Here is a 24,620-nt window from a genome sequence, read left to right as displayed (position 1 = left end):
ATTATAGGCAGAAAAGCGTTAAGGGAAGCTTAAGGCCCCCTTTTATTTTTGCTGAAAGAACCCGCGAATGCATTCCGGTACGGGGACAGACTGATTTTTCTGATAATCAACCCAAACAATTTTACTTGTGCCCTGCGCCATCAGTTGCTCATCCTGAAACAAATCGTGATCCATCACGAAACTGGAGCGTCCCAGGCTATGCACGCTGCTGGTTAAGGTTAATGTGGCCGGATAGACCACGGGCTTTAAAAACGTGCAGGCAATGTGAATAACAACTGGACCAAGCGTTTGCCGCATGTCGAGATTCAATTCCTGCAGCCAGTCAATGCGCGCCTGCTGAAAATAGTCGAAATAACGGCCGTTGTTGACATGACCCAGCGCGTCCATGTCGCCCCAGGCAATGGCAAAGGTTTTTTGGTGAACAGCAATTTTGGCATCGGTCATGTTAAATCCATGGGATCCACGTCGATATTCCAGCGGACGTTGTGTGATTTATCCATTGTTAACCACTCCCTTAAGGTCGTCAATGACTGTTGCAGTAATTTACGGGAGGATGATTTTAATAATAATTGCATGCGGTATTGATTGGCTTTACGCGGCAACGGGGCCGGGGCTGGTCCCATGATGTCAATGGCTTGATCCTGTAACTGATTCTTCACCGCATGCAGAAACTGAAGCAGCGGCGCCGGCTTTTTATCCTGGGCGCGAATCACGGCAAGGTAATGGTAAGGCGGCAGGGCAGCCTGCTGGCGGGAGGTCAGCAGGGCTTCGGCAAAGGCATCGTAGCCTTTCTGCACCAGCGTGTTTAACAGCGGGTGGGTCGGGAAATGGGTTTGAATAATCACCTGTCCCCGTTTGTCAGCGCGTCCTGCACGCCCTGCCACCTGGGTTAATAATTGACCTAAACGCTCCAGGGCACGAAAGTCCTGATTGTAGAAGCCGGCATCCACGTCGACAATCACGACCAGGGTCAAGCGGGGGAAATGATGCCCTTTGGCCAACATTTGCGTTCCAATGATTAATTGGGCCTCCCCGCGATGGATTTGAGCCAGCCGTTCATCCAGTTCATTTTTTTTACGCACTTCATCCCGATCAATACGCATCACGCGGGTGGTTGGGAAGTGCTGGCTTAAATAATCATAAAGCCGTTGCGTCCCCACGCCGACAGGAACGAGTTCCCGGCTTTTACATTGTTTGCATGCCGAGGGAATAGCCTGGCTTAAGCCGCAATGGTGGCAAAGCAGCTGCTGGCGTTGGCGGTGCAGCGTCAGATGGCTGTCGCAGGCACGGCAATCCGCCATCCAGCCGCATTGATGACAAAGCAGAACCGGTGCGTAACCGCGGCGGTTAATGAAAACCAACACCTGATTGCCCTCGTTCAGATGGGCAGCCATGGTGTTAAGGGTCGAGTCGGCCAGACCGTCTTTAAGCGGAACGTTGCGTAAATCGGTGATTTGAATATGCAGGGGGGATTGATTGAGCGCTTTTTGATTTAAACGCAGCAAGCTGTATTTTCCCTGCAGACTGTTTTGCAGGCTTTCAAGGCTTGGGGTGGCTGAACCTAAAAGGATGGGGATGCCTGCAAGGTGCGCCCGCATCAAGGCGGTGTCGCGGGCGGAATAGCGCACGCCCTCCCCTTGCTTTAATGAGGGATCGTGTTCTTCATCAATGATAATCAAGCCCAGGTGGGGCATGGGTGTAAACACGGCGGTGCGGGTGCCGATGACGACGTTAACGGCTCCGATTTTAGCCAGATGCCAGGCTTGCTGACGCTCCTGCTCGTTGAGACCGGAGTGAATCACGGCCATGGGCACGCTCAGTCGCTGGCTAAAACGATGAATCAATTGCGGTGTTAAGCCGATTTCCGGGACTAAAACCAGAATCTGACGGTTTAAAGACAGCCAGGTGCTAATCACCTGAAGGTAGACTTCTGTTTTACCGCTGCCGGTTACACCCTGTAAAAGATAACAATGATACCCAGTCGTGTTGGCGGTTATTTTTTCGACCGCTGACTGTTGTTCTTCATTTAACACGAGCGGGGCCTCGGGACTGCGATTACCTGCCATTGGCAAGGCTAACTCCTGCCGTCGCTCCAGAATGCCGCGCTCGCACAGCGTGCTCAGCAGGATAGAAGTAAATCCGGCTTTCTGCAATTCGCTTTTGCTGACCGCCTTGGGGTTGATCATGAAATGATCCAGCACTTGCTGCTGTTTTCGCGCCCGGGGATTAATCAGACGCAAAACCTCCTTTGCAGGAAGGGCCAATTGAAAATAATCGACGTAAGTCAATTGCGCTTCTTTGCCGAGGCGATAATTTTTAGGGAGGGCTAGGGGGAGTACTTCGGACAGCGGCGACTGGTAGTAGCGGCTGACCCAGTGACACAATTCAAGCAGTGAGGGTGTGAACAGCGGTTCTTCATCAAAAAGCCGCTCAATGGTTTTTAAGCTGGTAATTTCCTGCTCTGTCTCACCGAATCCGGTGACGAAGCCGACGCGAATTTTATTACGGAACGGTACAAGGACACGAGAACCGGCTAAAGGCAACGCGTCCGCCGGTAAATAATCGAAATAATCGCGGTGAGTGTGTGGAATACAGACTTGAACGACTTGAGTCATTGTTAAGTGCGTTGCCATTCATGACTGGCGGATTGCCCGGGTGCTGAAAAAACCTTAACCACCACTTTTTCAATACGGTGACGGTCCAGCTCGGCGGTGTCTTTAATCAATTCCTGCACAAACCAGCGTGATAACTCTTCCACAGTAATGTTAGTCAAGGGCATGAGCGTGACGTCTTCTTTAAGGAAAGGAATTTTTTTGTGATTAAAAGTGAAATAAAGATACGTTTCATCTTCAGCGTATTGCAGAAAGGGGGAGAATTGCGGCATCAGGAATGTCTGATTCAGCTGCCTGCACAGCTTGTGAATGCGCTCCTTGTAGTAGCGGTAATCGAAGGTCATGCCATTCTCTTCAACCCAGGTTGTCAGTGCCAGATAAACGTTGTACATATGGCCATGTAAGGGTTCGCGCTCGGTGGCTGAAAAGATGGTCGTATGGCCCGCGGAAAACTTCATGGATTCTTTTTGTAATTCCACAGTAGTTAAATATTTGCTCATATCACAAACTCACTCGCTTATCATGAAGTAGAAAGCCCTGCAGGGGGAAGTCGATGCCTTTGGTCAAGGCAATCACCTTAAAAAGCTCACCCATTTCCTCGGGCTGAATTAACTGTTTAACCGCTTGCTGAGCTCGAATGCGTTGCGGCTCACCGGCTATACGCTCCAGTAAGCTTAGCAAACCGTTCGCAAGCAAGAAAGAGGCTTGATTGGTGTAACCGGCGACATGAAAACCCGCCTCGTGCCCCGCTTCGGCCACCTGGGTGAAGTCCACGTGTGCGGTAATATCTTGTTCGCCGACATGAATGAGCGGGTTACTGTGGGCGTGATGGCGGAAATGGCACATCAAGGTGCCTTGATTGCGATCGGGATGGTAATATTCATGGCGCGGGAAACCATAATCAATCAGCAGCATCGCGCCCCGATGTAAAATCCGGCTGCATTCCTTAAGCCAGTCCTCCGTGAATAAATTCACTTCCGATTGATAGGGGCAGGGTAGGTCGGGTAAGGCCTGTTGCAGGTAATTGATCAGGCGGGAATTGTCGCAGGGCTTAAAACGCTCGCTGAGTTGGCCTTGTTCATCAACGCTTACCCAGCTCTCCAGCAGGCCCTGTTCCGTTTGCAAAAAGCGATGAACGGGCATGGCGTCCAGTACTTCATTGGCAATCATGACGCCATCAAAGCCCTGCTCTGGCCACCGCTCCAACCATTGGACGCGCGTTTGAAGGTGAGGGATTTCAGCTTGAATCAGTTGGTGTTGTCGTTGGCGTAAATTGCCGCTGACTTCCATAATCAGGTATTGCTCTGGCAAGCACTGCAGTGCGTCCAGGGCTTTGAGTAAATCCACACAAAGACGTCCTGAACCTGCACCAAACTCAAACAAAACCGGACGGTCCAGTTCCTTAAGAATCTGTTGACACTGTACCGCCAGTGTTTGTGCAAAAAGCGGGGTTAATTCAGGAGCTGTGATAAAATCACCTTCTGCACCAAACTTCTGCAATCCGGCGCTGTAATAACCGCTGCCTGGTGCATAGAGGGCGTGTTGCATGAATTCCACGAAGGGAATTTCACCGCATTCCTGCAAGAGGTGATGAAGCGAAGTAGGATTGCTCATAGGAAAATACCATTAAAAACGGGGAAAATACCTTGAATCAAATGACTAAACAAGAAGGCCGTGTTGCCCTGGTGACCGGCGCTGCTCGCCGTATCGGGGCAGCCATCGTCCAATTCCTGCATCAGGCAGGGTTTAAAGTGGCCATTCATTGCCATCAGTCGTCGACCGAGGCCGCTAATTTAGCAAAAATATTGAACAATTTGCAAGCCGACAGTGCCCGGGTCATCCAATGTGACCTGTTACGGGGCGATGCCGGACAGGTGATTATCGACGACGTGACCCGCTGGGCAGGCCGTCTTGACCTGTTGGTGAACAATGCGTCGCTGTTTTTCCGTACCGATGTTCAGCAATGGCATGTGACGGATCAGAGTCGATTATTTCAGGTGAATGTGTTTGCCCCTTTTTCGTTAAGTACGGCCGCTTTCCCCTGGTTGCAGCAACAGAAGGGAAGTATCGTCAATATTACCGACATCCATGCGGATAAGCCTTTAAAGGGCTATGCTCTGTATTGCCAGTCCAAAGCGGCCTTAGCCATGCAGACCCGAGCGCTGGCCCGTGAATTTGCGCCGCTTGTGCGCGTAAACGCGGTAGCGCCGGGCGCCATTGCCTGGCCAGAGCATGAAAACAGCTTAAGTCTTAATGCGCGTGAACAAATCATTGCCCGCACACCCTTAAGAAGTCATGGCCAACCGGATTACATTGCTCAGGCGGTGCTGGCCTTAGCGGATAATGCCTTTATCACCGGCCAGATTTTAAATGTCGACGGTGGTCGCAGCCTGACTTAAACACCACTGCCGCATGTAGTCCTTGATGGCAGCAAGGCTCGTTAAGGCATAGAAAGACGACAGATCAGAGGGCGTGAGGCGGTTTTTAAAATAATAACGGATAAGGGATTTGCTTTGTAAAACCGCCTGGTATTCAGTGTCCTGCTCACTTAAATAAGTCAGATGCAACAGAAATAATTCGCTTGCTTGCTCCGTGTCTGCACGCAGTGTGGGTTGTTGCAGCAATTGCTGATAAAGCCAGGGTTTGCCGGTGCCTGCTCTGGAGATCATGAACGCATCACAACCGGTTTCCAATCGAGCGTTGTGCAGGCTGGCTAAGTCATGGATATCGCCATTGGCAATAACCGGTATGCCAATGTGGCGTTTGATGCGGGCAATCTGTTTAAAATCACAGGCAATAGCATAATCATCCACCCAGCGGCGTCCATGCACAATCAGGGCATCGGCACCGGCTTCGGCAAGTTGTTCTGCCAGCATGAAGTCCTGATCATTGCCCTGGATACGGATTTTGACAGTTAAAGGACAGGGGCTCACGTCTTTCACGGCGCGAACAATCGCTTTTAGGGTGTCGGGTTGTTGCAGCAGGGCGCTGCCAGCCCCTTTTTTGCGAATCTTGGCTTTGGGGCAGCCGCAATTAATATCCAGCAAGTCGGGGGCGAGCGCCGCCAGTTTAGCCGCCGCTTCAGCCATCAGGGCCGGATCGTTGCCGGCGAGTTGATAACATAAATGAGTCTCCTCCGGCGCACGAAAAAGGTAGCGGCTGCTAAAATGATGTTTATAGACTACATCGTGAGCGGACATCATTTCGCTGACACAGTAAGCCGGCGGTACGAAGCGATAAAACAAGCGTCGGAACGCCGCGCAGCTGAATCCAGCCAGGGGGCCCTGAATCAGGCGGTTAGCCAAAGTCAGGGTCCCGATGGTCAGTGGTGTGTTGAGAAAAGATTGCATGGGTTACAATAAAATAAAACAAACATGAATTGAGAGTATTATACACATCCATTATCATGATGCATGATTGCTCCGCTTAAGGCACACAACCTAACGAGGAATGCCATGGACAAACACTACTACTCGCCCATTGAGATGCTTAAGATAGCAAGCCAGCATGCCTATTGTGCGCAGCATTTGCTGGCGAATGACGCGGAAGTCAATATTGCCCGTTATGGTGTCAGCGACGCCTTAGCGCCCATTTCATCCCTGATGTATACCGCGTTTGAAATGATGTTTAAAGCCTTCCTGCTGCATGATCACCGCCCGGTTAAACAACATAAAAATTTACAGGAACTGGTGGAGTTAAACATTGATCTTGGTTTTTCCAATCAGGACATTCAACTCATGAAAAAGCTGTCGCGCCAGGTGGCTTTTCGCAAAGGAATTGATTACGAATTGTGGGAAAACCGCCAGCAACAGCATGTTTTTTGCATCGACATTCTGCGGCTTTTTCAGCGATTGCATGAATTAATGCCGCTGGAATTGCAATACGATTATCAGGCCTGATAATCAAACAACCTGGACTAACCTTGAATGACTGCTCAAGGTTAACCGGTGGGAGAGCAAAGGCTGTTTAATTAATGGAGCGGACAACGTCAAATTCTTCGTATAAATCCACGTCTCTGCTAATGAGCGTTTTTAAAAATTCTTCAAGCTCATGCTGAGTCAAAACCAGAGAGGCTTCCTCACTTCCTTTTTTCACTTTTGGGGCTTCCGTGTCATTCATGGTACGCTTCCTTTCTTTTCTAATCCGGTATCTTTAAGGATAGTGCAAGAAAAAGAATTATCCAGTGATTGTTATCAAGCGGATAAAAACTAACGGCTCTTTTTGGGATGAGTTATACTGACCTGTTTTTGTTGAACGTGCTTTAACTGACACGGCAGTGTAACGGATCGTATGAATATTTTACTTGTAAGAATTGGCCGTCTGGGCGATATGGTGATGATCTTGCCCGCGGTGAAAGAAATCCAGCGTTTGTATCCTGAGGCAAGGATTCATGTCATTACCAGTCTGGATGGCATTCGCCTTCTGAAAGCCTTTGGTCTGAGTCCTGAAACAATGGTTCAATACAACAATCATTTTCTGTATCGGTGGTGGGAACTCTACAAAATCAGGCGATTTATTCGCCAACAGTCGTTTGATTTGGTTTATTGTTTTGAGAGGAAAAAACGCACGGTTTCCTGGCTGCCCGCGCAGGCTAAAATAATAGAAGAGAGCCCGCAACTGCAACATTACGCCTGGCGTTGTTTGACATTAGTCACGCCCTCGCCTGAAACGAATTACCAGCGTCATTACCTGCCCTTTAACGCTCAAAAAGCGTCGTTGCTTAATGAATTTTTAGAGGCTCAGGGCATAACGTCCAGTACGGTTTTGATTGGACTGCACCCAACCTACAGCGGATTTAATAAATGGGGTAAGGGCCGGGAGAGTATTCATCGATTGTGGCCTTGGCAACACTTTGCCAAACTGGCTGTGATGCTCGCTGAGTATGGAAAAAACAGGGGCATGGATATTCGGGTGGTGATGGACCTGCTTCCCGAAGAACGAACATTGGGATTGCAAATACAAAAAGCCAGTCAGGGCTGCGCGGTGTTATTGCCGACTGAGCCCGATTTCCAACGGTACCTGTGTTTTCTTCATCGCTTAAATGGCCTTGTGGTAGCCAATACCGGGGTCATGCATCTTGCAGCGGCTCTGAACACGCCGTTGGTGGCTTTATTTTCAGCGCTTCATCCCGGCGACTGCGGCCCTTATATGCCTGAAGAAAACTGTAAGGTTCTGCGCGCTGAAGACACGGCCAACCCGAAACTTGGTTTGCAGGCCATTTCAGTGGACGCCGTTTTTGATGCGGTTCTGGCATTGCTTGCGGCAAATAAATCCGCTCCCATTTAGGAGCGGATTACGGGGTTAGAGGGTAAGCATGAAGGCAACCAGATCCTGCTTTTCTTGGCTGTTAAGCTGCAATTCCAGCACCTGATTAAAAAACTCAACGGTATCATCCAGCGTCAACAGCCGGCCATCATGCAGATAGGGTGGACTGTCTTTAATGCCGCGCAGCGGGAAGGTTTTAATCGGACCGTCCGCACTTTCCATTAACCCATTGACCAGTTCGGGCTTGAAAAAACGCTCGGTGTGGAGGTTATGCATGGTATTGTCCGTGTAGTAGGGCGGTGTATGGCAGGTAGCGCATTGGGCTTTGCCAAAGAATAAAGCCTGCCCGCGTAATTCTGCTTCAGTGGCTTTTTTAGGATCCAGTTTGCCATCCCATCGTAATTTGGGGGCGGGGGGAAAATCCAGCAGTGCCTGAAATTCCGCCATAAAGTGAACCTGGCTGCCGCGTTCGAGAATATTCACCCCTTTTTTCGTGGCAATGACCGGATCCCCATCAAAGTAAGCGGCGCGTTGTTCAAATTCCGTAAAATCCTCAACGGTTTTTAAGGCACGCTGAGAGCCAAAGAGGCGCTGGATATTCACTCCCCTTAAACTGGGGGTATTGATACGGTGCCTGAATTCCTGGGGACGGATATCGCCCACCAGATGGGTGGCTTTGTTGGTGTGTCCGTTTGCATGGCAATCAAGACAGGCAACGCCGCGGCTTGGCGTTAAGGTGCGGCGATCATCGGTCTGGTTAAACTGTTGTTGCGGAAAAGGCGTCACCAGCAGGCGCAGGCCTTCCAGTTGTTTGGGATTTAACAGGCCGTTAAACAAGTCAAAATAATTATTGATGGTGACCAGCTGGCCTTTGGAGACATCCCCCAAGTCCGGACGTGTGGTCAAAAAGATAGCCGGGGGAAACGGCGGCAGAAAATGATCAGGGATATCAAAATCCAGATCAAAGCGGGTCAGATCCCGCTGTTCCTGACGTTTAATCTCATCGATAACAAACTGAGGAAACAGCATGCCGCCCTCGGCATGGTGCGGGTGGGGCAGGGGTAAAAAGCCTTTGGGGAACACGCCTTTTTCCTTGATTTCCTCAGGGGTCATTTTTGACAGGGATTCCCAGGTGACGCCGGCTGGTAATTTGACTCGCACCCCTTCCTGTACGGGTTTGCCGCCGGTCATGGCTGCGGTTTTGGAGGGTTTATTGCTCAAATCATACCGTTGATTCAAGAGCTCGTTGTGTTGTTTGGCCAGGGATTCTTTTTGTGATTCCATGCGCTTGACCACGCTTTGGAAGTCTTCTTTCATAATAACCGGCATATAGCTGGTGGGCGGATCGGCCTGAATCGTCAATGAAAGGGCGCCCAGCAATGCGAAAGCCAGACCTTGCTTTTTCGTATGCATAAAATAATCCTTATTCTGATTTTCCCTTATTGATGTCTGTAAAGGAAGGCAAGACGTGAGTTTTTTATTATAAGGTCTATGATTACACAGTGAAAGTCTTTCCCTGCATGCCCCGCCAATAAAGAGTTGTTTTATAATTAACATATCACTCCGTGGATTGAAGGAACAACCATGAGGCGGGTACCATTTAAAAAGTCCCTGGTGGGCTCTATCGGTGTAGAGCTCGAATTTCAAATTGTCTCACCACAGACCTATACCTTGATTCCGCGGGCAAAGGATCTTATCCGCAGCATCCGTGAAAGTGATTTCAGCAGGCAAATCATTCCTGAAATTACCCAGAGCATGATTGAAATCAATTCGTCCGTTCATCATTCTCCTGCTGAACTGCTCCGGGAATTTGCGGCAATTCATGATTTTTTAATGCACAAGGCTGAGGCATTGGCCATTCGATTCTGCGGGGGCGGGGTTCACCCGTTTCAACGATGGAACCTGCAAAAAATATTTCCAACGTTACGCTATAAAAATTTATCGCAGAAATACCGATACCTGTCCAAGCGTTCCACGGTTTTTGGACAGCACATCCACGTGGGCTGTGCCAGTGCCAGGGATGCGCTTTACCTCACGCATGCGTTGGGTCGTTATGTGCCTCAGTTTATCGCCTTAAGTGCCTGTTCCCCTTTCTATCAGGGGGTGGACACAGGGTATTATTCGTCCCGCTCCACGATATTTACCAATTTTCCCATGAGCGGTGTCATCCCCTACTTCCTGACCTGGGAAGAGTTTTCAGACTATTTTTATAAGTTGCGGCGCCTGGGTGTGATTAAAAGCATGAAGGATTTTTACTGGGATGTGCGGCCAAAACCTGAGTTCGGCACCGTGGAAATCCGGGTGTGTGATACGCCGCTCAGCATGAAAAAGGCAGTGGATATCACGGCTTATGTTCAGGCGCTGGTGTTTTATCTGTTGCGTGAGAAACCCATCACCATTTCCCACGATCTGTATTACCTCTATAACTACAACCGTTTTCAGGCAAGCCGCTACGGCTACGAAGGGGAATTCATCCATCCTGACTCGCAGACTAAACTAGTCATTCGTGACGATATTCTGCACACCTGGGAAAACATCCAGGATGTGGCGGATGAATTAAATTCGCGGGAAGCGATTGAGCGTTTACTTGAAGGGGTAAAGACAAATCAAAGCGATGCACTCTACTTAAGAGACATTTACAAGGAAAAAGGAACTTATCCGCAAGTGGTGGCAGCACAATGTCAACGTTGGGCTGAGCCTCTGATGTAGCTGACTTAACCCAATGCCCGTTGTGATGGTTGTCCAGCCAGGAGGTAAAGGGGAGCAGGATACTCCCCTTGCCGATGATTAATCGAAACGCTTACAGGTCATGCCCCAGCAGGCACCAAAACAGGTGGATAAGGCACCGATAAAGAACAGCACGAAAATAACAAACCCGTTCCAGGCTAAGTTGGAGGGGCTTGTATCAATTCGCATGCTGTTATCAGCAGCGGCTTGCTTTTGAGCCTCAGGCGCTGAAGCGCTCGGTTTCACTGCTTCCGTGTTGGCTGTGACTACGGGAATCATTTGTTTTACCGAATGAGGAATGGCGGTCGGGTAATTGGCAACGTATTGGCTAATGTGGCCAATGGCTACGGCGCTTAACAATAAAGCCACCGTCCAGGTTGTAAAACCATACACAATGCCAAGGTTTCTTTTGGGGCAGTAAAGACGGCCAAGATAGCCTGCGGCGTAACCGGCGGTCAGCATGGAGGCGATTAAGCCAATCACTACCCCGAGAAAGCCGCCAATTGCCAAAACGATGGCGCCATTACTGCTTAAAGTGAAGAGACTGAGACCAATGGCCATACTAAACAGGGTCAGTAAAAATCCGAGTCCTACCCCGATCAGCGCACCGACAAAGATTGCTGTCCAGGAAATACGCTTGAAATGATGATGGTGGATTGTGCAGTGTTCTTCATGAACCTCTTGCACAGGGATGGTTTGTTCAATCATGATAGCTTTCCTTGTCTATAGTCCATTAAATTAAAAGACGCGAGATACTAGCCAAATCAACACTAAAACACTTAATGGTACGCCCAGTAACCAGGCAATCAGGTATTTAAGCATTTTTTTTCTCCTTATAAAACACCAAAGATGCCAGCGCATCTTTGGTGTTTGCTTTTGTTATTGCTGAGTAGTCCCATAATAATTATGGATTGTTGTGCTCCAGTTGGGACTGGACATATCAGGCCAATGATCTTTATCAAAGCCCGGAGAGTTTTTAAGTCTCTCTTTACTGATATTGATGATGTAACACTCGTTTTCCTTATCATAGGAAAAAGTGGACCAGGGCAGGGCAAATAATTTGTCACCCATGCCAAACAAGCCTCCAAAAGACAATACGACATAGGCGACATGTCCGTCCAATTTATCAATCATCAGGGCTTCAATTTTACCAAGGTCCTCGTCCTGAAGGTTCCTTACTTCAGCGCCAATGACATCATTGGCGTTTACTATTAAGCTTGTCATAATGATTCTCCTTGTACTTCCGTTTACTCCGGGTTAACTGAATAACGGCCGTTATTCAGCTAATGAATCATGCCCGGAAAGCGTTAGCTGATCGTCAACCCCTTGCACACCTTTGACAGAGTTTACGACAGTCATAATGGCTTGCTTCTGTTGAGCGGAAGCGACCTCACCGGATAAAATGACTTTTCCGTTTTTGGTTTCAACGCTCACAGACCAGCTGGGGATGTCTCTTCCCATGATGTCCGATTTTAAGATGGCCGCTTTCACTTTGGCTGTGATGTAGGTGTCTGCCAAGGGAGCCCGGCTGTCTTTTACGGTCAGGTTATCGGCATTGACATCACCAATCCCTTCCACGGATTCGGTAAGTATGACCACTTTTTCATAGTCGGTATCGGAGGCTAACTGCCCGTCCAAATAAACAATCCCGTTAGTGACAGTGACTTTGACATCGGGGTATTGCGCCAAAGCGGCTTCGACAGCATGCTGAAAGTCAGCGTCGCTGGTTTTAACGGTTGCCGTGCCTTCCGTCGCCGTTCCCTCCGTCGTCGTGGTTGTTGTTACGGGCGTTGTGGTTGTGGTCGTCGTGTCAGCTGGGACGGCATTCGCGCCGACCAAGGGGCTGAACGACAGGCCGCCCAAAATGAGAAGGGCTGTTGCTTTCAAACGTAATCTATCCATGATATCTACCTCTATTAATGTCCCGGTTTTATGCAATAGCGGTATTTAATAAATCAGAGATTAAAAGAAGCATCATTTCCTATTGTGCTTCAATTAAACAGAGAGCCATATCCAACTATAAAACCGCCTTAAATTTTAATCTATACAGGATTTATATTAATCCATAAAAATATGGCTTGTCTTAAGATTAGACCATTGTGCGATTTTTGGCAAAAAATTTAACTATATATATCAAGTAGATGTTTGTTTTTAATTTAAAAAATACACGGATGAGTTATCGCCAGAAATCAATATTCTGGCGATATTTTTTTCTTAGTTTCTTGGAGTGTTGTTTTGACGTGAATTAACATTTCTTTGAGACGCTTCATCACGGCTATAGGATTGTTTTTCTTGCTTTTTATTGTCTCGAATGTCAGCTCTTTCTTTGCTGTCGCGAGCGGTTCGAGAGAGGTTTGAGTCGTGGCGTTTTTCTGATTTGTCCGCATTATTTTTATCATGATTCGGGTGGAATCGGGCATTGTCTGATGCGGAATTAATTTTTTGTTGGCCATGATGTCCCTGATCGTTTCTTTGTGTCATTTTTCATTTCCTTATGGATTAATTAATAAAGACAGCAAAATTAATAGTAGTCTCTGTTTTTTAATATTTCCAATAATTGAAACATTTTTTTTATCGCCTTGTTTGTATTGCAATTTTTTATTTCATTGTCATGCGGGTGGCGGAGAGCTTCGGCCTATGGTGGCGTCAATTTCCTGCTCATTGAACGCGGGTGTTTTACTAATAAACATACCGTGTTTTCCTGACGCGGTGGTGACGGCAGAGGTTTCTTTCTTCCAGTAGTGTTCGAGCCATTGATTTAACTGATCCGTAGTTGATTTTCTTTTTATTATGACCGGGATCAAGGCTCGCCAGGCGAAGCGCGTTAACTGGTTTTTATCGGCCAGAAAATCCGCTGCTGCCTGCAAGGCCGGCAACTTGTTGATGTGCTGCTGAATGAAGGCGTAGTCATCCTCAGTCAATTGATCATGGAGATGGTTTAAGCGCGGTAAGAAAAGCAGTAAGGCATTGCCGTGAGCAGGATGCGTCAACAGGCAACGGCGGATGGGCGGGGTAAACAAGCCCATTTCGCTCAGTAAGCACAAGTGCTCCAGTGTCTCCTGCTGCTGTTTAGGCGATAACGTCACAAGGGCCAGGAAATCGTCAGGAACCACTTGATTTTTTTTGGCTAAGCGCTGAATTTTATCCTGAAGCTTAAGTCTTACTGCGACGGTTTGAGCATTCAGCAGTAAATCGAAAGTGGACTGGTTCAGTGCATTCCAGCCAGCAAGCGCATGACAAATTGCTGATAATTTTTTAAACTCCGTTTCTGATGAAAAAAGCCGCTTGAGAATGGTGTTGTCAAGAGCGGGCAGTTGTTGCAGGAGTTTAAGGGTATGAATGGCAGTTATTTTGGTGAAGGCGAGCGCTTGACAACACAGGGTGTGGTCGGTGGTTAGATTGCACTGTTTTAGCGTATAAATAAGTCCCAAAAAAACGTCGGTTTCCCTTAGAAAAAGCAGTGAAAATTTTTCAGGATTTTCTGCCTCAAACAAGCGTATTAATTGACATATATTCTCATCAAATAACGTGGTTTCAATGCTGTCAAACTGACTGTCGGTATGCAGCGAGTCCACTGCAATCAATCGGGCAAGGTCATCCGGATCCCAGCCGAGCTTATTGTCAGAGAGGCGACGTCTTAGCGCATCACGGCGTTGGTCAAGATCACGTTCTGCCACAACAAATTGCAGGAACGAATCCAGGTGTTGTTTTCCTTGAAGCATGGGGTCGGTTAAAAACAGCAGCGGCAGGTTTGCCTCATGCACTAAGGCCGCCGGTGTTTTCCCACCCGCGCCAAGGGAAAAAAGACGGTATTGCGGGTATGCCAGCAACACGGCTCGACCGTATTGCTGCAACAGGTAGATACCGGCGGGTTCATCGGTCGATCGCAGGCTTTCGAAGGAGTCCAGTACCAGTCCTGAGGAGGAATTCCACAGGTAACCATGGGCGACAATCTCATAATCCGAGTAACGGATTGCCCCTTGCAGATCGCAAGGAGGACCGGCACCAGGCTTCTTTTCTTTAAGCAGAACCAGAAAGCCATTGTTCTCAAAACGCAGGCCGTCACGGACAATGGATTCACTGGCTGCCCCCATGGACTGGCAGCAGTGGTTGATTTCCCCAAGCAGGTAGGCGTTAGGATCATTCGCCGGCAGTTTGACGAGACTATACCCTCTGTAACCAAAATCCCTGCCTTCAATAACAAGGCCTGGCAGCCTGTCACGGGTTTTAATGAGCGGCCTGAGTGCCAGGCATTGGTCAAACAGGCTTTGCGGACGATTGTATTGGTAACAGAGGCTGGCGAGTTCGGGGTATTCTCTGGCACGCTCATAACGCAAAGCGGCGGCCTGTTGTATGGCAGCGATCAAAGTCAGTCTGTTTTTCTTTAAGCCCTGCTCAATGGCCTGGGCCTGTTGTAAAAGAAGAATGGCGATTTGACCATGCAATGCAATGAGTTTGCGCCATTGTTCAACTTTTTTAATGGGCGGATCGTTGATAGGCAAATCAGGCTTAAGGCTGTCGGACAAGGGTTTGTCAAGCGATGCGCCATGCGTGTTTACATGACTTTCAATGCGTGCAAACGGATTGCGGCCCGGAGTATACCCATGCCAGACTAGCATCTTGTAAGCCTGTAAGCCGATGGCTTCATCGCCTGCCCCGCTTTTTTCGAGGTAAAGGTTAACCATTTTGCCTATTTTAAAAAAAAGGCTGAATTGCTGGGCCGCTTCGTCATCGTCCCGTTCAAAAAAAAGATAACGGGCATTTAACGGCTTAAAAAAAGCAAAAATCGTTTCATCATCCGGTATTTCATACCCAGGCATTGCTGGGCCCAATGGGTCTTCCTGATTGCCATACAATACCCCTTCCAGTTCGGAGCCTGTCTGACGCAGCATCCGCCTGAAATGCAGAGACAAATCACTATCCTCGGTAATAGCCTGAAATTTTTCTTTGATACAGGCAATAATGAAATGCCTGCGTTGCGCCTGTCTGGCAGGGGGAACCTGGGAAAGATCAAGGCGGGCATGACCGGCTAAGACGTATTGATAATACTCAGAAAGCGAGGGCTTCATGGGGCAGCTCGTTATCGGCCATAATCAAAACATAGCACAACAATTGCTGTTTTTTGGTCAACTGTATCAATCGGTAACAGAGATGGTTATATCCTGCGCATGCGACAACCCGTGGTCGTCCACCACGCGTACAATAAAATGCCCAGGCTTTGCCTGCCACCAATAGGTTTCATCACGGGATGTTCGGGTGAGATAGGTGTCATTAATAAACCAATAGAGAGTCGCTACATCGGCATCGGTCACCGCACTTAAAGGAATCCTGGTTGTTTCTGCGGAGTGAGCCTGAATCATGTAGCGCAGTTCATGCTGGGGCGAGGTGATCTGCGGCGGTAAGCCTATGCTGCTGATGCGTTCGCAACCCGGTTCGTAGACCGGGGGAGAGCGGCGTTGAATTCCTGCTTTTTTGAAAATCCTGAGTAGATCAGACGGCCAGAATTCGTACACTTCGAAATGCGTGTATTCATTAAAATGGCAAGTCCTTAATCCGGTGCGGCTGTCGATCGCCACTTCCCGGTAGATGGTATCGCTTTTTATGGGCGATTTGCCAGGGATAAACCAGGTCCGCTCCGTCTCTTTGCAATAGCGGGTTGGCAACATGCCTGAGGCTTTACAGACCTCGATCTGCCGTAAATTCATGGTTTGAGGGGCTTGGCGCAGGTTGGGCAGGGGACCGTATTCCTGTCGAATCGCTTCCGCGACTTCAAAAAACAAAGGGGCCGCGATGTCTTTGCCCACCAGGGCTGGGTTGCTTTTGTTATTAAAATTGCCAACCCACACGGTAAGAACATAAGGGCCAAAAACACCGACGGTCCAGGCATCGCGAAAACCGGAGGAGGTGCCGGTTTTCCAAGCGATTTTAAGCTTGTCCTGGTTAAAAGGATGAGACACGCCAGGTCCTGGCGTCTGCGTCAGCATATCCAAAACCAGAAAACTGGCTTCCGGACTTAACAGGCGTTTGCCGGCATCCCGACCGTCATTGGCCTGCGCGCGCAATTCATGCCACACCCCCTCATTGGCCAGCATGGCATAGAGGGAGGTCAGTTCTTTCATCGTCAATTCCGCACCGCCCAAACTGAGCGCCAGTCCATAATAGGAGGCGGGTTTGAGTTGAGTGACCTGAGCTTCAACCAGCAACTGATGCAAATCAGGATGACTGAGCTGGTTGGCCAATGCAATGGCAGGGATGTTGCGGCTTAAGACCAGGGCGTCCCTGGCCTTGATCGGGCCCATGAAATCATAATCAAAATTTTCAGGGTTGTAGGCGCCAAAACGGTGGGGAACATCTTTCAGCACAGTGGCGGGATGGATTAAGCCCTGATCCAGAGCGAGGGCATAAATAAAGGGTTTCAGGGTGGAACCCGGCGAGCGTTTAATGTCCGTGCCGTTGATTTGCCCGCCGATGTGCTGATTAAAAAAATCAGCCGAACCAACCATGGCTTTAATGCCCATGCTGCGCGTGTCCACCAGTAGGAGGGCGGCATTGTCTACGCCCAACCGTTTGGTTCGGGTTAAGTAGTGATGCAGGACACGCTCGGCAATGCGCTGCAGACGACTATCCAGCGTGGTTGTGACGGTGGTGGGCAGGGGGTGGCTCTTTGTCAGGGAATTAACAAAATGAGGTGCTGAAAAGGGCATCTGGCGGATACTGCGCATCGAGAGAGGCAGGCTCATGGTTGCCTTGAATGTGTGGTCTTGCGGGTGTAGGGAAAGCCAACGTTTGAACAATTTGTTACGGATGCTTTGCAACTGCCGATTATCAGGGGTACGGTGTGCAGGATTTTGTGGAATCACACTGAGCGTCAATGCTTCAGGCAGCGTTAGCTGCTTTGCCGGTTTGTTAAAGTAAATCAGGCTTGCAGCCCCCACCCCCTCGATGTTATTGCCGTAGGGTGCAAGATTTAAATAGGCTTCAAGAATCTCGTTTTTGCTGTAATGCCGTTCAAGCTGTAAGGCGCGGGCCATCTGCATCAGCTTGCCGGAAACCGTTTTGGAGTTTAAGTGAAAGCGGATGCGTGCCAGCTGCATCGTAATGGTTGATGCTCCCAGCCGCCGTGTTCTCATCACATACGTCTGCCAGATGGCTTTGCCAAGAGCAAAGGGGTTGATGCCCGGGTGCCGATAAAAGTATTGATCTTCCTGCAGCAGCGTCGCTTCAATTAAGGGGGATGCAATGGCTGACCGGGGGGTGTAGAGTCGGTATTGGTCGTCATGGCTTAAACTGAGCCGTAAGAGTTGCCCCTGTTCATCGAAATAAGCCCGCGAATAATCGACGCCCTCAAGCAGCGGCGGTTTGGGAATGAAAAAATAAGCAGCCGATCCACTGACAAACAGCAAAACAAATATTATTCTAGAGGGTCTGAGGAATTTCATGGCCATACTATACCGCAACCGCATGCGAGTGGGTTATTTTTTCCCGTCAATTCGATAAAAAAGATAAAAAAATGGACTTTGAATACCTCAAGCAAATTGAATTATTAAGTGCCACCCTTTCATTGGACCCAACATGAATAACAATCCTGTTTCACGTTTCTTTGCTGCACTGGGCTCTGTCCTGTCGCGACTCGTTGGTCGTATCAGCTGGAGTTCTCCGCCCTGGGTCCAGGAATTAGGTCAGCGAGCCCGCCGTAAACCCGCGCAATTCGTTGGTACCCTGGTTTCGGCCCTCATTCTGGTGGCGGCACTGGCTTATGCCTATCAATGGTATAAAAACCGCCCGGTTCCCGAACTGATTACCGCGAGGATTACAGCACCTGAAATAACCCCCGTGGGGGATGAATTAATTCCTGAACCGGTGATTTTTGATTTTGGTGTGAACCGGGATGGCGGGTTGCAGAGCCAATCGGTGGCCCCTCTAAAGCTCATCGGCAAGGAGGTCACTGAAGGCATTACGCTGTCTCCCGAGATCCCAGGTCTTTGGAAATGGGAAAATGATCACCGTCTGATTTTTACCCCCAACCAGGATTGGCCTGCTGGTCAAACCTATCAGGTCACGCTGGATAAAACCGCTGTCGCCGACAGCAGTCGGATGGACACCCTGACGTATCGTTTTGCAACCCAACCGTTCAACGTCAAAATCAGTCAATTGAAATTTTATCAGGATCCGGTAAAACCCAATGTACGGCAGATAGTAGCCACCGTGCGATTTAATTACCCTGTGGATACGTCCAGTTTTGAAAACAACACCCGGTTGATACTGGAAGCCATTAAAAAAGACAAACTGGATCTGGCCGCACAACAGTATCAATTTACAGTCACGTATGGCAAGCACAACCGCGTGGCGTATTTGCGTTCAGAGACGCTGCAACTGCCCGAAATCTCGCGTTACCTCGTCTTGTCCATCGGCCCCGGGGTTAAATCAGCCAGTCAATCGAGTGAAACGGAGGCGGCGGTCAGCAGGAACGTGCTGCTTCCTGACATGGGCAGTTACTTTAAAGTGGTTAAAGTGGATGCCACCATTGTACGCAATAACAATGATCAACCGGAACAGGTTCTGAATCTGGAAACGTCCGTGGGTGTCAATGAGGCAGAATTAAGCAAATACCTGCATGTCTACCTGCTGCCTGAGGATTATCCCGCCACGCGTACACAAGGCGAGATTAAAAATTATCAGTGGCAGAATCCTGGTGAAGTCACAGCAAACATCCTGGCGCTGGCCACACCGCTTAATAAAACAACCATTCCTGCTGCCCATCATTTCGCTACGCTGCACAGTTATCAATTCACAGTGAATGAACCCCGTTACCTGTACGTCAAACTCAACAAAGGCATCAAGAGTTTTGGCGATTTCGTCTTAAGCAGTGACTACGCGGCAATTATCAAAGTGCCGGAGTTCCCGCGCGAAATCGGCTTTTTACATAAAGGCGCTCTGCTGGCCTTAAACAGCGAGCGGAAACTGTCGGTGACCGTGCGCGGGCTTTCTGCTGTTAAATTTGAAATTGCCCGGGTTATGCCGGATAACATCAATCAGCTGGTGACGCAGACACAGGGGGATTTTAATAACCCGTATTTCATCAATCAAAGCTTTAATCAGCAGAACATCAGTCAGCTTTTTTCTGAGATACGCCAGTTCGATAACTCGGATTTAAGCAGACAGCAGTATACGGCGCTGGATTTGGGCAAGTACGTCAACACCGAGATCAACAGTCAGGGACCGCAGGGTTTATTCCTGCTCAAGGCCACAGGCTGGGACATGAGCAACAATACCCCGCTTGATGTCAAAAACAGCCGCTTGATTTTGATGACGGATTTAGGCTTGATTGTTAAAGACAACAGCGACAAATCCCATGATGTGTTTGTGCAGTCGATCACGGGAGGGACTCCCGTGGTGAATGCCATGGTCGCGGTTTTGGGTAAAAACGGGCTGCCGGTATTAACACGTTTTACCGATGCGCAGGGTCGCGCCAATTTCCCTCCCCTCAATGATTTTATCGAAGACAGGGAGCCTGTGGCTTATTTAGCCAGTTTCGGCAGCGATGTCTCGTTTATTCCCTACAACAATCCCGGCCGGCAATTGAATTATTCCCGTTATGATGTCGGAGGGGTTTACAATGCCGATGAGAAAAACCGTCTCAGTGCCTTCCTGTTTACTGATCGCGGCATTTATCGCCCTGGGGATGAGGCGCACATTGGCGTCATTGTCAAACAAACGTTCGCCAAACCTCAACCTGCGGGTTTACCCCTTCAGGCCACGGTCACTGATCCGCGTGGCACGACCGTTCTGGATAAAAAATTCACCCTGGATGCGTCAGGTTATATGAGTTTTGATGTCGCAACCAATGCTACGTCTCCCACGGGACCATATTATGTTAACCTCTACATCGTGAAGGATAACCAGGCTGACAGTTACTTAGGCTCGGTGAATTTCCGCGTGTCTGAGTTTCAGCCGGATCGCATGCGCATCACTTCGCAATGGTCGCAGCCTCGCTCGGAAGGCTGGATGTCGCCTGCCGATTTAAGCGCTAAAGTGGGTCTTTGGAATCTGTACGGCGCCCCTGCGGCTGAGCGCACTGTCAGCGCCAAAATTTTACTGACCCCGCAACGCGTGGCCTTTGATAAATACCCCGATTATGTTTTTGCCGATCCCCTGCTTGATCCTGACAAACCCGCGAAAGTGTTTACGGATAATTTGCCGGAGACTAAAACGGATGCGGACGGCATGGCGGTATTTAATCTGGACCTTGAGCGATTTGACAAGGCGACGTATCAGTTGACCTTTTTTGCTGAGGGCTTTGAAGCCCAGGGTGGTCGAAGTGTCGCTACGCAATTGACGGCTTTGGTCAGTCCTTTAAGCTACCTTATCGGTTATAAACCGGATGGCGATTTAAAGTACATCAAGCAGAATACTGCTCGACAAGTCCAGTTTATCGCCATCGATCCCCAGTTAAAGCCTATGGCTGTCAACGACTTGAAACTGAACCTTTACTCATTAAGGCCGGTTTCAACACTGGTTAAAAAACCGGATGGTACTTATCAATACCAATCCATTATTCAATCCACGCTGGTGAACAGCCAGCCGCTTGCTATTGCTGAACAGGGCATTCAATACCCCCTGCCGACTAATCAGATCGGTGATTTTTCCGTTCGGGTGATGGATAAAAATAATACCGAGTTGAGTCAATTCACCTTCAGCGTGGTTGGCGAAAGCCAAATTCCGCTGGCAAAAAATGCCGAATTAACCGTCAAGCTCAGCAAGGAAGAGTACAACGCGGATGAAGACATTGAGCTGCAGATTACTGCGCCTTATACTGGTGCCGGGTTAATCACCATTGAGCGGGATAAAGTCTATGCAACCCAGTGGTTTAAAACGGAGACGACCAGTTCGGTCCAGACTATTCACATTCCTGCCGATTTTGAGGGCAACGGCTATGTGAATGTCGCCTTTGTTCGGGATTGGAATTCACCTGAAATCTTTATCAGTCCTTTAAGTTACAGCGTGATTCCTTTTAAGGTCAGCCATGACAATCATGCGGTGAAAATTGCACTCAACACGCCGCAACTGGCAAGACCCGGTGAAACGTTTACCATCGAATACCAGACGGACAAGCCCGGGAAAATCATCGTGTATGCTGTCGATGAAGGCATTTTGCAGGTGGCTAACTATGAGGTGCCCGATCCGTTAAGCTTCTTTTTCCAGAAAAGAGCACTCGAAGTGTTGACGCAGCAAACGGTTGATCAGATTCTGCCTAAATTTGTTCAGGAGCGTGAATTGTCGACGGTGGGCGGCGATGGCGGCGAAGAGTTCCTGGCGAATCACTTAAACCCATTCAAACGCAAAACCGATTTACCCGTGGTATATTGGTCAGGGATTATGGACGCGGATCAAACCCCGAGGCAGGTCCAATACCAGGTGCCGGATTATTTCAGTGGTACTTTAAGAGTCATGGCGGTTGCCGTGGCCGAGGATGCCGTCGGTGGGGCGAGTAAGGAATCGCAGGTGCGCGGGCATTTTGTCATCAATCCCAATGTGCCCACGTTTGTGGCTCCGGGGGATGAGTTTGAAGTGACGGCGAGCATTGCCAATAACATCAAAGACTCAGGGGATGCTGCTGCCATTGATGTCGCGCTGACGGCTACTCCCGGATTGGAGATTATGGGGGATGCCAAGACCACGCTGACCATTGCTGAGGGCAAGGAAAAGACGGTCAGTTATAAATTACGGGCTAAATCTGTCCTTGGTTCCGCCTCGGTGACTTTCGTAACCAGTGCAGGGGATAAGTCCAGTAAAATGGAGGCCACCTTAAGTATCAGGCCCCCGACGGCTTTCCTCACCTCGGTTAAAAGCGGCAGTACCACCAGTGGAGCCAAAAGCCTGACTCTGGATAGAAACCTGTACCCCGAATACAGGCATGTCGAGGCAGCGATGTCCAGCAGCCCGCTGATTCTCATCACGGGTCTGGAGCGCTATTTAAATGATTATCCCTATGGGTGTACGGAACAATTGACGAGTAAGGCGCTGCCTTTACTGGCCATGGGTAAGCAGCCCTGGTTTAACAGCAGCGCCGCCTCCATTACCGATCGGTTGACAACGACCTTCCAGATGCTTGGACAACGTCAGATGACCAGCGGGGGGTTTAGCTACTGGCCAGGAATGACAGCCAGTGACAGTGATCGCTTTGTTTCTGTCTATGCCATGCACTTTATTACGGAAGCGAAAGCGCAGGGTTATAACATTCCCAATGAACTGTATTATGCGGGCATGGCCTTTTTAAAAGAACTGGCCGCTCAAAATCCCCGAAATCTCGAAGACGCGAGGTTACAGGCCTATGCCATTTATCTATTAACCCGCAATGAAGTCGTTACGACCAATTACTTAACCAACCTGCAACTTTATCTGGAAAAAGAGCAGGCGAAAGTCTGGCGTGAGGACATTCTCGGGGCTTACATTGCTGCCAGTTATCAATTGCTGAAAAGCGAGGATGAAGCGCAGCAACTGATCGGCCGCTACAAGGCGCCTGTCGATGCCTCATCCACTGATTTTTATAGCAAATCGATTGCCAATGCCCAATACCTTTATTTAGTCGCCAGCCATTTCCCGGAAAGGCTCGGAAAAATGACTGACCAGTACGTTATCCCACTGGTGTCGGCGATGAATAATGGCGAAATCAACACCTTGCTGGCCGGTTATTCCAGTTTGGCGCTGGGTGCGTATGCCCAGGCCGTGGAAGCGGATGGTTCGGGAAGCTTCTCAATGACCGAAACCCTGGCGGATAATACATCCAAAGCATTACCCGCCAGCAATCCCGTTTTCCAGAAGGCGCTATTGGAACGCGAGGTTAAGGAAATTACCTTTAATAATCCAGGAAAGCAGTCTATTTTTTATCAACTGATTCAGGCGGGCTTTGATCAACAGGCACCCACTGAGGCCTTGAAGCAAGGGATAGAGATTGACCGTGAATACCGTAATCTGGATGGCGATGTTATCGACGCCATTGCCCTGGGTAAAGAGATGGAAGTCCATATTCAGGTCAGGGCATTGGATGATCGGTACTTGAATAACGTGGCCATTGTCGATCTGTTACCGGGGGGCTTTGAAGTCGTTAGGGATTCCGTGAATGCGAAATACCTCGATTATGCTGATGTGCGTGAAGACCGCGTCATCTTCTTCACCGGCCTTGGCTCTGAGGCGACTGAAATTGTTTATCGTATTAAAGCGATTAATAATGGGGAATACATCGTACCGCCCGTGTATGCCCAGGCGATGTATCAGCCCAATGTTCAGGCTTACAGCGCCGCTGGTAAGTTAAGCGTCACTGCAGAGGAGTAATCCTTGAAAAATCAGGATTTTGGGGGAGTAAAATAGCGTACGCAACGCACTCTCTCAAAATCATCTTCGCCCGAATCATGGTGAGCCTGGTCTGAAAAATAAAGATCCCAGGCACTGTATTCGGGATAACCTGCAAATTCGCTAGAACTCCAGTAATAGTCCTTCGCAAAACCACCGATTTCCTTGTGATGCTTATAAAGACAGTGCAGTTGCTTTTTAGCGGGCAGAAACCAGTCACGGTAACAGGGTTTATCGTCCTTGCAGGGAGTATTGCCTGCCGCATCGACTTCATAATCAAGACAGAGTTTCGCAGCGTAACTGGAGTCATCACCTAATTTTTCTCTAATTGCCTGGCTATTCGCCAAACCATCCGTTTCGCTTTGGGCGGAAGGGCCAATGGCAATTCCCTGTCCCCCCCAACTGATGCCATCACTGTTGTCTTTGTTTGCGGCGATAAGGTTATAAAGATCCCCGTTGCTCTGCAGGCAGGCAACCACGCCGCCTTCATACGCGCGACCATAATGAAGCGTTTCGTCTGGGTTTGAGGCGAAGGCAGGCAGGTTGAGCAAGGCAATAAAACACACTGAGAGAGTGATTTGACTGGTCCCTTTCATTTCTCTTCCTTATCGATGGTCAGGGTAACGCAGCAGTTTCTCTCAGTATAGTTAAGGGCAGATGATTCTG

General features: G+C 49.1%; 19 protein-coding genes. 5 read left to right on the top strand and 14 right to left on the bottom strand.

Translation table 11 applies throughout. From position 1 onward, the window contains the following. Nucleotides 1-42 precede the first annotated feature (42 nt). From DYE45_RS13780 to DYE45_RS13765, 4 genes are read right to left on the bottom strand one after another with little or no spacing between them, the layout of a single operon-like run. Nucleotides 43-444, bottom strand: coding sequence for an acyl-CoA thioesterase (locus DYE45_RS13780; protein WP_108290848.1), 402 nt, complete (start codon nt 442-444; stop codon nt 43-45). Then, entirely contained in the window at nt 441-2,615 is a 2,175-nt protein-coding gene (locus DYE45_RS13775) for a primosomal protein N' (protein WP_108290846.1), read from the bottom strand. Before DYE45_RS13775 ends, DYE45_RS13780 begins: the two co-directional genes overlap by 4 nt. Before the next feature lie 2 nt (nt 2,616-2,617). Beyond that, nucleotides 2,618-3,112, bottom strand: coding sequence for a 6-pyruvoyl trahydropterin synthase family protein (locus DYE45_RS13770; RefSeq protein ID WP_108290844.1), 495 nt, complete (start codon nt 3,110-3,112; stop codon nt 2,618-2,620). Between the two features lies 1 nt (nt 3,113). Further along, nucleotides 3,114-4,226 (bottom strand): class I SAM-dependent methyltransferase, encoded by a 1,113-nt coding sequence (locus DYE45_RS13765; protein ID WP_108290842.1) that lies wholly within the window; start codon nt 4,224-4,226, stop codon nt 3,114-3,116. 32 nt (nt 4,227-4,258) lie between these two features. Between DYE45_RS13765 and DYE45_RS13760 the strand changes: the two genes are divergently transcribed. Beyond that, on the top strand, nt 4,259-5,011 hold the full coding sequence (locus DYE45_RS13760) for a pteridine reductase (protein WP_174703694.1): 753 nt from the start codon (nt 4,259-4,261) through the stop codon (nt 5,009-5,011). On the opposite strand, the gene DYE45_RS13755 is transcribed toward DYE45_RS13760, so the two are convergent. After that, a complete protein-coding gene (locus DYE45_RS13755) occupies nt 4,979-5,962 on the bottom strand; it encodes a tRNA dihydrouridine synthase (protein ID WP_108290838.1) in 984 nt (327 codons plus the stop codon). The genes DYE45_RS13760 and DYE45_RS13755 overlap by 33 nt on opposite strands. 105 nt (nt 5,963-6,067) lie before the next feature. On the opposite strand from DYE45_RS13755, the gene DYE45_RS13750 reads away from it, so the two are divergent. After that, nucleotides 6,068-6,511: a hypothetical protein gene (locus DYE45_RS13750; RefSeq protein ID WP_108290836.1), complete on the top strand. Its 444-nt coding sequence runs from the start codon at nt 6,068-6,070 to the stop codon at nt 6,509-6,511. 67 nt (nt 6,512-6,578) lie between these two features. Here DYE45_RS13750 and DYE45_RS14730 read toward each other — a convergent pair whose 3' ends face one another. Next, a complete protein-coding gene (locus tag DYE45_RS14730) occupies nt 6,579-6,731 on the bottom strand; it encodes a hypothetical protein (protein ID WP_160160737.1) in 153 nt (50 codons plus the stop codon). Nucleotides 6,732-6,902: 171 nt separating this feature from the next. Between DYE45_RS14730 and DYE45_RS13745 the strand changes: the two genes are divergently transcribed. After that, a complete protein-coding gene (locus tag DYE45_RS13745) occupies nt 6,903-7,898 on the top strand; it encodes a glycosyltransferase family 9 protein (protein ID WP_108290834.1) in 996 nt (331 codons plus the stop codon). Between the two features lie 15 nt (nt 7,899-7,913). Here the strand turns inward: DYE45_RS13745 and DYE45_RS13740 are convergent, their stop codons facing one another. After that, complete coding sequence (locus DYE45_RS13740) at nt 7,914-9,290, bottom strand: cytochrome B6 (protein ID WP_108290832.1); 1,377 nt, start codon at nt 9,288-9,290, stop codon at nt 7,914-7,916. 171 nt (nt 9,291-9,461) lie between these two features. Between DYE45_RS13740 and DYE45_RS13735 the strand changes: the two genes are divergently transcribed. Beyond that, the gene (locus DYE45_RS13735; protein ID WP_108290830.1) at nt 9,462-10,586 is read left to right on the top strand and encodes a YbdK family carboxylate-amine ligase; all 1,125 of its coding nucleotides are present in this window, start codon (nt 9,462-9,464) and stop codon (nt 10,584-10,586) included. A 78-nt stretch (nt 10,587-10,664) separates the two neighbouring features. On the opposite strand, the gene DYE45_RS13730 is transcribed toward DYE45_RS13735, so the two are convergent. The 6 genes from DYE45_RS13730 to pbpC form a co-directional block, all read right to left on the bottom strand. Continuing rightward, complete coding sequence (locus DYE45_RS13730; RefSeq protein ID WP_108290828.1) at nt 10,665-11,312, bottom strand: hypothetical protein; 648 nt, start codon at nt 11,310-11,312, stop codon at nt 10,665-10,667. Between the two features lie 171 nt (nt 11,313-11,483). After that, the gene (locus DYE45_RS13725) at nt 11,484-11,828 is read right to left on the bottom strand and encodes a PRC-barrel domain-containing protein (RefSeq protein WP_058525416.1); all 345 of its coding nucleotides are present in this window, start codon (nt 11,826-11,828) and stop codon (nt 11,484-11,486) included. Nucleotides 11,829-11,879: 51 nt separating this feature from the next. Then, nucleotides 11,880-12,506, bottom strand: coding sequence for a BON domain-containing protein (locus tag DYE45_RS13720; protein ID WP_115301006.1), 627 nt, complete (start codon nt 12,504-12,506; stop codon nt 11,880-11,882). Between the two features lie 312 nt (nt 12,507-12,818). Continuing rightward, nucleotides 12,819-13,085, bottom strand: coding sequence for a hypothetical protein (locus DYE45_RS13715; protein ID WP_133138200.1), 267 nt, complete (start codon nt 13,083-13,085; stop codon nt 12,819-12,821). A gap of 128 nt (nt 13,086-13,213) precedes the next feature. Next, nucleotides 13,214-15,673: a hypothetical protein gene (locus tag DYE45_RS13710; RefSeq protein WP_108290820.1), complete on the bottom strand. Its 2,460-nt coding sequence runs from the start codon at nt 15,671-15,673 to the stop codon at nt 13,214-13,216. Between the two features lie 66 nt (nt 15,674-15,739). After that, nucleotides 15,740-18,049: a penicillin-binding protein 1C gene (pbpC, locus tag DYE45_RS13705; protein ID WP_370447873.1), complete on the bottom strand. Its 2,310-nt coding sequence runs from the start codon at nt 18,047-18,049 to the stop codon at nt 15,740-15,742. 127 nt (nt 18,050-18,176) lie between these two features. Between pbpC and DYE45_RS13700 the strand changes: the two genes are divergently transcribed. Continuing rightward, nucleotides 18,177-23,936: an alpha-2-macroglobulin gene (locus DYE45_RS13700; RefSeq protein ID WP_115301005.1), complete on the top strand. Its 5,760-nt coding sequence runs from the start codon at nt 18,177-18,179 to the stop codon at nt 23,934-23,936. 11 nt (nt 23,937-23,947) lie between these two features. On the opposite strand, the gene DYE45_RS13695 is transcribed toward DYE45_RS13700, so the two are convergent. Then, complete coding sequence (locus tag DYE45_RS13695; RefSeq protein ID WP_108290816.1) at nt 23,948-24,550, bottom strand: Lcl C-terminal domain-containing protein; 603 nt, start codon at nt 24,548-24,550, stop codon at nt 23,948-23,950. Between the last annotated feature and the right edge of the window lie 70 nt (nt 24,551-24,620).

The organism is Legionella taurinensis, assembly GCF_900452865.1.
Taxonomy (GTDB): Bacteria; Pseudomonadota; Gammaproteobacteria; order Legionellales; family Legionellaceae; genus Legionella_C; species Legionella_C taurinensis.
The sequence above is the reverse complement of the archived record's forward strand: the minus strand, read 5'-3'. Positions and strand labels throughout refer to the sequence as shown.